General features: G+C 34.3%; 5 protein-coding genes and 7 pseudogenes. 4 read left to right on the forward strand and 8 right to left on the reverse strand.

The window, feature by feature from the left end; genetic code table 11:
* Positions 1-55 precede the first annotated feature (55 nt).
* Positions 56-1,182 (forward strand): IS3 family transposase gene (locus FTX43_RS00110; protein ID WP_129796133.1). Its coding sequence is split into 2 segments (ribosomal slippage): positions 56-284 and positions 284-1,182, totalling 1,128 coding nucleotides; the frame shifts between segments, so codons are not numbered across the junction.
* Here FTX43_RS00110 and FTX43_RS00115 read toward each other — a convergent pair.
* Positions 1,169-1,684 (reverse strand): annotated as a pseudogene (locus FTX43_RS00115) (hypothetical protein); the annotation flags it as partial. The gene FTX43_RS00110 and the pseudogene FTX43_RS00115 overlap by 14 nt on opposite strands.
* Before the next feature lie 232 nt (positions 1,685-1,916).
* On the opposite strand from FTX43_RS00115, the pseudogene FTX43_RS00120 reads away from it, so the two are divergent.
* Positions 1,917-3,090 (forward strand): annotated as a pseudogene (locus FTX43_RS00120) (IS3 family transposase); the annotation flags it as partial.
* 280 nt (positions 3,091-3,370) lie between these two features.
* Here the strand turns inward: FTX43_RS00120 and FTX43_RS00125 are convergent.
* The 4 genes and pseudogenes from FTX43_RS00125 to FTX43_RS00140 all read right to left on the reverse strand — a co-directional run bounded on the left by FTX43_RS00125 (position 3,371) and on the right by FTX43_RS00140 (position 6,467).
* Complete coding sequence (locus FTX43_RS00125; RefSeq protein WP_147606584.1) at positions 3,371-3,580, reverse strand: hypothetical protein; 210 nt, start codon at positions 3,578-3,580, stop codon at positions 3,371-3,373.
* Positions 3,581-3,600: 20 nt separating this feature from the next.
* Positions 3,601-4,449 (reverse strand): annotated as a pseudogene (locus FTX43_RS00130) (hypothetical protein).
* 100 nt (positions 4,450-4,549) lie between these two features.
* Positions 4,550-4,844, reverse strand: a pseudogene (locus FTX43_RS00135) (type III secretion system protein PrgN).
* A gap of 134 nt (positions 4,845-4,978) precedes the next feature.
* Positions 4,979-6,467: pseudogene (locus tag FTX43_RS00140) on the reverse strand (primase C-terminal domain-containing protein).
* Between the two features lie 610 nt (positions 6,468-7,077).
* On the opposite strand from FTX43_RS00140, the pseudogene FTX43_RS00145 reads away from it, so the two are divergent.
* Both FTX43_RS00145 and prgO read left to right on the forward strand, forming a co-directional pair.
* A pseudogene (locus tag FTX43_RS00145) lies at positions 7,078-8,030 on the forward strand (AAA family ATPase).
* On the forward strand, positions 8,002-8,277 hold the full coding sequence (gene prgO / locus FTX43_RS00150) for a DNA segregation protein PrgO (protein WP_001196543.1): 276 nt from the start codon (positions 8,002-8,004) through the stop codon (positions 8,275-8,277). Before FTX43_RS00145 ends, prgO begins: the two are co-directional and overlap by 29 nt.
* A 254-nt stretch (positions 8,278-8,531) precedes the next feature.
* On the opposite strand, the pseudogene FTX43_RS00155 reads toward prgO, so the two are convergent.
* From FTX43_RS00155 to FTX43_RS00165, 3 genes and pseudogenes are all read right to left on the reverse strand, one after another.
* Positions 8,532-9,609, reverse strand: a pseudogene (locus tag FTX43_RS00155) (IS3 family transposase).
* A gap of 814 nt (positions 9,610-10,423) precedes the next feature.
* Positions 10,424-10,609 (reverse strand): hypothetical protein, encoded by a 186-nt coding sequence (locus tag FTX43_RS00160; RefSeq protein WP_002326766.1) that lies wholly within the window; start codon positions 10,607-10,609, stop codon positions 10,424-10,426.
* Complete coding sequence (locus tag FTX43_RS00165) at positions 10,591-10,941, reverse strand: hypothetical protein (protein ID WP_002345871.1); 351 nt, start codon at positions 10,939-10,941, stop codon at positions 10,591-10,593. The genes FTX43_RS00160 and FTX43_RS00165 overlap by 19 nt, the downstream gene beginning before the upstream one ends.
* Positions 10,942-10,960: the final 19 nt, after the last annotated feature.

Here is a 10,960-nt window from a genome sequence, read left to right on the forward strand (position 1 = left end):
AGCTTTTCGTAGAGACAAGAATAAATTAAACTTATCTACGAGAGGATGAATTTTTATGACCCGATATGAAGAAAATTTTAAACAAATGATTGTTGAACTGAATCAAACTGGACGTTCTGTTCGAGGGTTAGCGAAAGAATATGGCTTATCTGAAGCAACGATTTACAAATGGAAGAATTTATATTTACCTGATCAGTCCACAGGACTGACTGGAAAAGAAGTAGCTGAACTGAGAAAAGAAAATGCTCGTTTAAATGAGGAACTTGAAATCTTAAAAAAAGCCGCAGCCATATTCTCTCGGAAAACCTAAATTCGCTTGTTCAATTTATTGAAAAATGGTGTAAGGATTACACTGTTTCTTTGTTGTGTCGGTTATTAGAAATCCCTAGAAGTGTCTATTATTTTTATAAGAATAAACCGTTGACAGCTACAGAAATCAGAAATAATAAGTTGAAAAAGAAGATTTCAACAATTTTTTTTACGAATAAACAACGCTATGGTGCCACAAAGATCCATCAAGTTTTATTAAAAGAAGGGATTTCAGTATCTCTTAAACATGTCCAAAAGCTAATGAAACAATTAAATTTAAGGTCGATTGTAGTTAAAAAATATAGACCTCAAAGGTCTAATAAACCGATCATTTCAACAGAGAATCTCTTAAATCAGGACTTTTCTACTGAAACGATCTGTGAGAAATGGGCAGCTGACATTACGTACATTCCTACTAAGAAAAATGGTTGGTGTTACTTATCTTCAATCATGGATTTACACACGAAAAAAATTATTAGTTATACATTTTCAAAACGAATGACTGTGGATTGTGTCATTCAAACATTGAATAAAGCAAAAATACATTATCACATTCCAGAAGGAATGATTCTACACACTGACTTGGGCAGCCAATACACAGCAAGAGAAGTGGAACAATGGCTTAAAACCAACAAAATAAGGCATTCTTATAGTAGAAAAGGAACACCTTATGATAATGCTGGAATCGAATCTTTCCATGCCTCATTGAAAAAAGAAGAAGTCTACACGACTAGCTACTCAGATTTTGAAGAAGCAAATCGAGCGCTATTTAGCTACATTGAAGGATTTTATAACCGAAATCGAATCCATAGCTCGATTCACTATCTAACCCCACAGGAATTTGAAGAATTAGCAAAAGAAAAAATGGCTTAACCGTCTCTACTAAAATGTGTCCAAGATATTGACTCAAATCCAAAAAAACTCCAGGAAGATTTCCTGAAGCTTTTTTGTGTGGCTCTGTTTGATATTTTTTTATTGCTTGGTTCAAGCGTTGGTATTCTATTTGTTCACTATGCGTCAGTACTTTCTTTTGTTCTAACGCATAGTGACGTGTCATATAAGAAAGATATTTGGTAAAATCTTGTTCTTCTAACTTGTCAAAATTGATTCCATGTTTCATCAACGATTGCGCTTCATTCGACGTTTCGCTGAATTCTTTACCCGTCTTACTCTCCGAAAAAGTTTCTCCTTCAGGAATATAAAAATCCTCTAAAGCATTCTTGATTAGACGCAGTTCCTGTTCTTCCTCGGGCGTACGTCGTTCCTTTTCTTCCAGCGCTTTTTCTCTTGTCATATAATCAATGTATGTTGAAAAAGATTTTTTATTGGGCAAGGTAAATTGACAAGTGAGAATGACTGCTGGTGATTTACTCATCACATTCTCCTTCTAATTTTATCGTTTTAAGAACCTTGTTGGATCAAATACTTCACTTTTTGTAGTCACTGATTCGCTTATTGTTTTCTTTATCTTAGGAGAATATTTCTTCGTTTGATTTGCTTTTATCTTGCCTTCCACACGCTCTTTTTGCATGTATGCTAATAAAGTAGACAGTTTTTTTGCTATGCTATTAATTAATTAGACATTATTTGAGAAAGGAATTTTGATTATGGTAGACAAACGTAAATCTCCACGAAAATTTGACGAAGAGTTCAAAAAATCAATCGTAAAACTTTATGAAGGTGGCAAATCGCAAAACGCTTTAGCTAATGAATATGGAGTCGCCCTGTCCTCCGTAGCTCGCTGGGTGAAGCAATATTCTGAAGTCCAAATTGATGATGATACGATCCTCACGGCTCGACAGATCAAACAGTTACAGAAAAGAAACCTTCAGCTAGAAGAGGAAAATTTAATCTTAAAAAAAGCGATTGCCATATTCACGCCACACTCGACAAACGACTAAATGCGATTCGTATTTTACGTCATGAACACTCTGTTGTTACGCTTTGCAGGGTTCTTAAGGTTAATCGTTCAACTTACTACAAACGTTTTTCTGGAAAAATTGCTCCTAGAACAGCAGAAAACCAACAGTTGAGAAAGATGATCTTAGAAATCTATACAACCTCTAAAAAACGAGTAGGTCCTGCAAAAGTACGACGCATGCTTCTACGTGACTATGGCATTTCTATTAGTATTGGACGAGTTTATCGCCTAATGAGTACAATGAACTTACCTAAAATGTCTACAGTAAAACCTGTCTTTAAACCGACCGCAGGTCAGGTTTCTTTGAAACGCCCTAATCATTTGAAACAAGCGTTTAACCCTCCTGCACCAAATCAAGTATGGACGAGTGATTTTTCTTATATTCCTGTTGGAAAAAATCATTTGTTTATCTTTGTGTGATTTTAGATTTATTTTCTAGAAAAATCATTGCTTGGACTGTCAGCAAAAATATTGATACTACTTTAGCTATTACAACACTAGAAAAAGCAATTCAAGTCAGAAAGCCTAAGGCTTCCGTTCTTTTTCACACAGATCAAGGTTCCCAGTATACTTCATTTGAATTCAGAAAGTTTTTAGAAAATCATTCTATTGTTCAGTCCCTATCGAACCTGGGTATCCCTGGGACAACGCCGTTACAGAAGCTTTCTTCAAATATATGAAGAAAGAAGAACTCAACAGAAGAACCTTTTCTTCTCTTCAAGAAGTCCAACTTGCTTGCTTTGAGTATATCGAAGGATTCTACAACTCACAGCGTCCTCACGGAACCTTAGGTATGCTTACACCAAATGAAATGGAGGATAAATACTTTGATTCTCACTAAGTATCTGCTCTTTTGTGTCTACTTTATTGACATTTATCCAGAAAAGGAGCCTATCCTTTCCGCTATCCTACCTCTATCCTTTTACTATCCTTTACTATCCTTCCGCTATCCTATTTTTAAATATTTTGTTCCCACAATTATTTTTGAAAAACGTAATAGCACAGCCTATTGGAACACTTTTTTTAAAAGTGTTCCCACGTTTCCTTATGCTCTTTACAAATAAAGGCTTTTAGAGACGTTCTGGAATTTAGATTCCTTGAATTGTTCCCATTCATCAATCAATTGGCTATAAGTAGCCATTAATTTTCTTGCTCTTGTTGCTTTCGAATCAACAAAAAATCAGTTTGATTCGTTAATTCTAAATATTCTGTTCGGTATTCAATGTTCATCGTACCCGTTTTACTACATAGTAACTGATTATGACGTTCTTTCACTTTGAATAACTGCTCCTTCTTTAAGGTTTTTAACTCCATGCCAACTATAAGCACAATCCTGTATAGAGGAATCATTTTCAAACGATTCTCCATAATTATTTATCTTTCATTGGAAGTTCTAAATCACTACTGTTCCAAAAAATGTATGGTTTGTTTTGACGAATATTACTTCCATTAACCACAATTTTCCGATGCCATATCGTAGGCTTGCTTCGACTTCATAAAATTGTAGATCTCTTTTCTTCGATCTATTGCTTTCATTTCCTGGCCATTTTTTAAAATAGATCTGATGCCCTTAACAGTAGATTCATGGATACTCGTGTGAACGATATCCGTATTGATCAATTCGTCATATCTTCCAAAATCAACATTGTACTCATAACCAAGAAGTGTCGGAATCAGGTCAATTTCAATTTCTTTTTCAATTGAACGTTTAATAAGTTTCGTGGATACATACCCGACCAAAAAGAGAATAATACCCACTTCAAACAAATACATGTGTCCATTTACAAAGTGAATAAACGTCAATAAAAAATCCTTCACTCCTTTTGTTGTTCTTCCAGATTGTTCAATTTGTTTTATTAAAGTCGCTAGAATTGCATTTACAACAATTAAATCGAATAGGCTTTTGAAAAGTTTTCCTGCTGTTAATTTTTGCCTGGTAAATTGCATGACTAATTGAGTAAAAATAGACAATAGCATGACAAAAATCAACGTCATTAGCACTGTAAAAATGTCTGATGCTGCAATCCTATTGGGATCATTTATCAAGTAATAAGCCGTTCCAAATACTCCAATCGAGTAAACGGTTAAATCAAGAATAAGTCGTGCCCCGTAACTACAAAGTTTTCCTAATGGCCATAATTGCAATACCCAAAATTTCTTTCGTTTGCTATTTCTTTTCAGAGGAAGCCAGGTTGTTCAATCCAGTCGTCCGATTTCATTTCGATTTCTTCCCTAAATTCTTTCCTTTAACGTTTTCCTTTGCTACTTTAGCAGCGATAGGTTGCTCAATGAACCAATTTTTTAAGTAAATAAAAACTACTACTGGATATACTTCTTCCTTTTTCTTAACTCGTTAGCTATTTATACTCAATATACTCCTGCTCTAACACACAAAACAATCATATACCTGATCCATAGTCTCCCCAGAAGCTAAGGACAACCCATGAAGAAACTCAATCGGCAAAGAAGCAACTGTTTTTTCCCTGGTAACCCAAGAAGACAAAGTCCCCTGCTTAAAACCATAAAGCTCACAGAACACTTCCACAGATAATCCCAAACGACCAATGATAAACACATTAACAGGATGTGAATAGACATAATTTTTTAACGACATACAACTTCCTCCATGATACATAAGACTGCATACGCAGTTATAAGTATACCACCTACACGTAGCTAGGCAAAGGGAGCAACACCTACAGAAGTATCATAGATATATTGTATAAGGCAATTTGCACCTTTTATTTTTCAACCTGTATCTACTTCAAAAAGATTCACTTCTTTAAGAGGGTTCAAGGGGGTTGATAATTGTCTAAATGTCTCTTCTACTAAGCTCTCGTTGAGTCCAAATACCTCTGTGATCCTTGTTGAATAATCTAGTCTCTTTTCTTTACTTAGTTGAATAACCCTCGCGAACAACGTTTTGACTGAAGCAATGATCATTCCGCCATTTCTTCCTCGTGTTACCTTGTAGAAGACTTTATTCTCCTCTCGTAACTCATTTAAGATCTTATCAAGTGTTCGCTTGGGCATCGTTAGTTGTGAAGCCAATTCTTTTTTGACAGGTTCAAATAAGGCTCACTAGCAAGACTTTTTTCGCTTAGATAAGCCAATAGATCTTCTTTCCATTCATTTTTATGACTATATTTTCTTTGATCTCGTGGCTTTTTAAATTTCCACCAGCCACGTCGTTGAATGAACAGATCATTATTTTTTAAGGTTGGTGAAACCCATTGCTGGCACAATTCAATAATGAATTCTCTGCTTGCTGCTTGATAATTACCAGAATAAGCACTACGTACAATCTTTACTAATTCTGCTTCAGATAGCGGTTCCTGTAACCGTTCGTTGAATGTGAACATATTGTATCGCAAGTATCCAATGCATAACCTGAAGAGTAATAAGCTAAAGAAAGCGTGAAAATCACATTATTTCGACCAAGACGTCCTTCTCCGCCGACGATGTTTGCTTTATGAAGTAACATATCGAACCACGGTTCATCTACTTGGCGAATTTCTTTTTTCTCAGGAAAGACAATTAGTTTTCGTTCTCGATCTTCTTTTGTTTTTTGATCTGATTCAAGCTTCATCGACCATTGAATCCAGTCAGCAAAAGAATACTGATAGTTCATTTCTTTAAAAACAATATTATTTTCTTGTGGGAATCGAGCAATTCCGAAGTGGTTACATCCTAGATCCACTCCGGACAATTTTCAGCCAACTGTAGACGAATTGTTTTTGAAATTTTTTTGCTACATCGATCACCTTGAAATTGCTTTTCTTTGTGACATAGCCTGGTGTCTTTAGTACAAAATAAACTTGATAACCATGATCTGATTCTAAAATTAGCGTTGGCATGTAGCCCACTTGATCTAAACAGGCTAAAATAATTTCGCCTTGATGGTTCTCTTTTGAATCGATATCAACTACAAATGTGTTGATTTGACTTAAGTTTTTCTCAGAATGACCTTTAACCACTGTTCGATAATCATCCGCATAAGTACCAAAGCGATAGGTATTAGGTGTCCAATGCGTTAGTTTCTTTTCGTTCTCTAAAATAGCTTCTTCCGAAGTAATGACCATACCACGCCCAACATTCATTAATTGCTTGCTACGGTACGCAAAGATAGCACCACTCCTACTGGAATCAATATGACCTGCAGGTTCATGGTGCTGTTTCGATATTTGTATGTACGTAAGCCGTTTTTAAGAATAGCTGAATAAATTTCGCTCAACATCGATTGTAACGTCCTTTCTCAAACAAAAAGAGAACACAGTTTAGCTTTAATCTCAGCCATAGTATGTGTTCTCTCTTCAGTGTTTAAGAATATTTAATTTAAGTACACTAAATAAACGTTCTTCTGTTGAGTTGCTCGCCTTTTTTTGGTAGAATAAAGGCAATCGGAAAGGTATCCGATCAACTTTTAATATAAGTAGTTGGTAGCTACTTACATATTCTTGAGACGAGCGTGAACACATGTCCTAACCATGTGATTCAGAAATAATTGATTCTGCTAAAATCAATTATTTCCGTCTCTTTTTTTTATGTAATTTTTCTGTTTAAAGAGTACCACTGCTTTTGCTACTTTGTAAATAGTGAATTATCTGTGGTTTCTATAGAATTAAGTTTACCTCTTTTCACTCTAAATTGTCAACGCAAAACGCACAAATATATTTTGACATTTTGAATATATCTGATATACTGAATATAGCAAATATATTTAGTATATCCACTATATTCCTTATAAAGTCTGAATTCTTATCAATTTGGAGTATATTAGATATATCGAATATATTAAGTATATGAAGTATACTAAATATATTTAGTATAGGAAATTGGAGGGAACTATGAAAAACTTACGGACTGCATTTAAAACATCAGATAAACTAGGAAAAGTTGTAATGCTTACAGGTAGAAAAGGCGGCATTGGTAAGACTACAGACAATGATTTATTAGCGATTGTTTCTAGTCAACTTTTTGAAAAAGACGTGTTGCTAATTGATTATGACCAACAAAGAAATACTACTTCCAACATTGGATCAACGTATCAAATTACTAGCTTTGATCGATCCATGTCTGCAGCAATCAAAAAAGGGGACTGGGTTTCAGGTATTACTCAAGTAAGTCCACATTTATATATTATGGCTGGCTCTCCTGGATCTGAAGAACTTAATGAATACTTGTCCGAAAATATCCTGATCGTCGTAAGAGATCATTGGCCTTCATTAAACCTTTAGAAGAATTGAGAAAAAATTTCGATTATATCTTTATCGACTGCCCACCATCAACAGATAATGTGGTTCGTGCATTCTTAACTGCTGCAGATTATATTATTGCAATGCAAGAATTAAAACGGTACGCAATGGAAGGAACAGAAGATTTTATTAATAAAGTTTTAGTTCCGATTGTCACGAATTTTGAAGAGTCTCATCTTCAAATCATTGGAATTTTGCCTGTTCTTTTCTCAGTGCGACGTTCCTCTCAACACGCAAACTATCAAAAAACAATTGATAAGTATGGTGAATCAAACATTTTTAAAAGCATTGTTAAAGGCTCGGATCGGTTAGAAATGTATGGTGAGAATGGTATCCAATTAAATGATTATGTAGATCGAAGATGGTGGGCTATTTTTGCAGACATCTTTACAGAATTAGAAGAAAGAATTGAATACTATGAACAACATGGTGATATTGAAGGATTTGATTATACACCTAAATATGCTGACTCAATGGCCAATCATATCCTACCTCTTGGAAAGGAGATTAAACTAAATGGCATTATTACCAACGAACAAAGATAAGAAGAAAATTGGTGCTGAAGATATTTCAATTAAAGATGATATTAATGTCGAGTTAGGGGAACGAAAGTACACTGCGAAAGAAAGAAAACCAGTTCAAGTAGATCCTCCCGTACTAAAAACCATTCGGGATCTTAGTTATGCAAAAGATATTCCTATGTATGAAATAGTCAAACTTGCAATGGACGCCTATGTTGATACTTTAAACGACGAGGAACGGATTATATATAATAGACGATCAAAAGATTAAAATATAGTAAGTATACTAGATATAGTAAATATATTTAGTATACTTACTATATTTTTAGCTTTATTAATCCTAATCCTTCAAAATATGTGTATTGTTTGGGGGTATACAACATTCACAAATTTTATTGTTTCTAGTTTTTACTATACTAAATATATTTAATATAGTGAGTATAGTAAATATATTGGTTTTTATCTACAGGTAATGGTGGTTTTTGGATTTGAGTCAATATCTTGGACACATTTTAGTAGAGACGGTTAAGCCATTTTTTCTTTTGCTAATTCTTCAAATTCCTGTGGGGTTAGATAGTGAATCGAGCTATGGATTCGATTTCGGTTATAAAATCCTTCAATGTAGCTAAATAGCGCTCGATTTGCTTCTTCAAAATCTGAGTAGCTAGTCGTGTAGACTTCTTCTTTTTTCAATGAGGCATGGAAAGATTCGATTCCAGCATTATCATAAGGTGTTCCTTTTCTACTATAAGAATGCCTTATTTTGTTGGTTTTAAGCCATTGTTCCACTTCTCTTGCTGTGTATTGGCTGCCCAAGTCAGTGTGTAGAATCATTCCTTCTGGAATGTGATAATGTATTTTTGCTTTATTCAATGTTTGAATGACACAATCCACAGTCATTCGTTTTGAAAATGTATAACTAATAATTTTTTTCGTGTGTAAATCCATGATTGAAGATAAGTAACACCAACCATTTTTCTTAGTAGGAATGTACGTAATGTCAGCTGCCCATTTCTCACAGATCGTTTCAGTAGAAAAGTCCTGATTTAAGAGATTCTCTGTTGAAATGATCGGTTTATTAGACCTTTGAGGTCTATATTTTTTAACTACAATCGACCTTAAATTTAATTGTTTCATTAGCTTTTGGACATGTTTAAGAGATACTGAAATCCCTTCTTTTAATAAAACTTGATGGATCTTTGTGGCACCATAGCGTTGTTTATTCGTAAAAAAAATTGTTGAAATCTTCTTTTTCAACTTATTATTTCTGATTTCTGTAGCTGTCAACGGTTTATTCTTATAAAAATAATAGACACTTCTAGGGATTCTAATAACCGACACAACAAAGAAACAGTGTAATCCTTACACCATTTTTCAATAAATTGGACAAGCGAATTTAGGTTTTCCGAGAGAATATGGCTGCGGCTTTTTTAAGATTTCAAGTTCCTCATTTAAACGAGCATTTCTTTTCTCAGTTCAGCTACTTCTTTTCCAGTCAGTCCTGTGGACTGATCAGGTAATATAAATTCTTCCATTTGTAAATCGTTGCTTCAGATAAGCCATATTCTTTCGCTAACCCTCGAACCAGAACGTCCAGTTTGATTCAGTTCAAACAATCATTTGTTTAAAATTTTCTTCATATCGGGTCATAAAAATTCATCCTCTCGTAGATAAGTTTAATTTATTCTTGTCTCTACGAAAAGCTGTCTAAGATTTGATCTAACACCATTTAACAAACATATAGTTACAGTTACTGAAGAACAGTCCGTTAGTCAGCAGGAGTAAGTAATAAATCGTTTGTGAGACACTATTTTGATTGATACGACCTCTAACCATGTGTTGTTTCATTTATGTTATAATAAGAATGTAAGCATATTAAACAGCAAACTATCACAGCAGCACTAGACTCAATCAAATGAAGGGGGATGGTGCTAATGAAAAAACTACTAGCAATTCCCTTATCCTAAAAAGGAGAATTAATAGTGTCAAAGAACCTATGTCCGCATGGATGCAGCTCGCTCTTAGCATCATAAAGCTGATCTCTAATTTGTGGCTTAGACAATAGAGCAAAGGTTCTAACTACGCAATGTTTAGTAATACTTACTTGTAGCCTACTGGTTGTAATAGTATTTCTTTTACTTGCGTTATTCGTAGTACACCTTTTGTTTTTTTAAAACAAAGAAGCTTATTCAACCTATATTTAGCTGAATAAGCTGGTCTCAATGTTAAATCAAGTTTGTTGGACGGGTTTAACATTGCTTTCTAGTGCTATTTTAGTTAGCTCTAGTATGCTTCAAGCTAGTTACAACGTCCTAAGGTTGTAACTATTTTTTTATATTTTTTTAATTACCTATAGGTAATTTTATCAGAATTGATACAAAATGTAAAACATAAAATAAATATAATTTTATTGCACTTTAATAGCCAATATAGTATTCGTATTTATGGTATCCTGCTGCAGCTTCTACATAGAAAGAGAAGCGTTCAACACCAACCTCATTTATCAAACGCTGGCCATAACCCCAAATCTCTTCTGATAGCTGATCAAAGGTTATATACTTTAGCTCATATTGCTGGATAATGTTCATTCTAATCGACCCCATTTATTATCCTGGTAAAATTCGATATGACGTATTTCGTCGTAGTGAACTTTGTTTTTTCCAACGTAGATCCCCAGCTCATCACTACCTAAGATCTTGCTAACAATATCTTCTGGATAGTATCCTTCAGCGTTTCGTTCTTCTTTTTGAATACATACTGATCTATTTTTTATGACTGCAGCGTTCAATACTTCCGCAACCTCTTCAGTCGTTATTTGTTCTTTTGCCAAATTTTGATTGGCTCGTTGTTCATTGTCGGCATCAATTTTTTCAGTATGATCAGATAAATAAAAACCTGCCCACTTTAAACGTCCACGATCATTATAATCAATCATTTTTAAGCCCTCCTGCGCC

The organism is Enterococcus sp. DA9, from assembly GCF_008000875.1.
Taxonomy (GTDB): Bacteria; Bacillota; Bacilli; order Lactobacillales; family Enterococcaceae; genus Enterococcus_B; species Enterococcus_B lactis.

Bases quoted from the DNA above. Each gene is read 5' to 3' on its own strand.
- FTX43_RS00125 (WP_147606584.1), bottom strand. From the start codon at position 3,580: ATGATTCCTCTATACAGGATTGTGCTTATAGTTGGCATGGAGTTAAAA.
- prgO (WP_001196543.1), top strand. From the start codon at position 8,002: ATGGCATTATTACCAACGAACAAAGATAAGAAGAAAATTGGTGCTGAA.
- FTX43_RS00160 (WP_002326766.1), bottom strand. From the start codon at position 10,609: ATGGGGTCGATTAGAATGAACATTATCCAGCAATATGAGCTAAAGTAT.
- FTX43_RS00165 (WP_002345871.1), bottom strand. From the start codon at position 10,941: ATGATTGATTATAATGATCGTGGACGTTTAAAGTGGGCAGGTTTTTAT.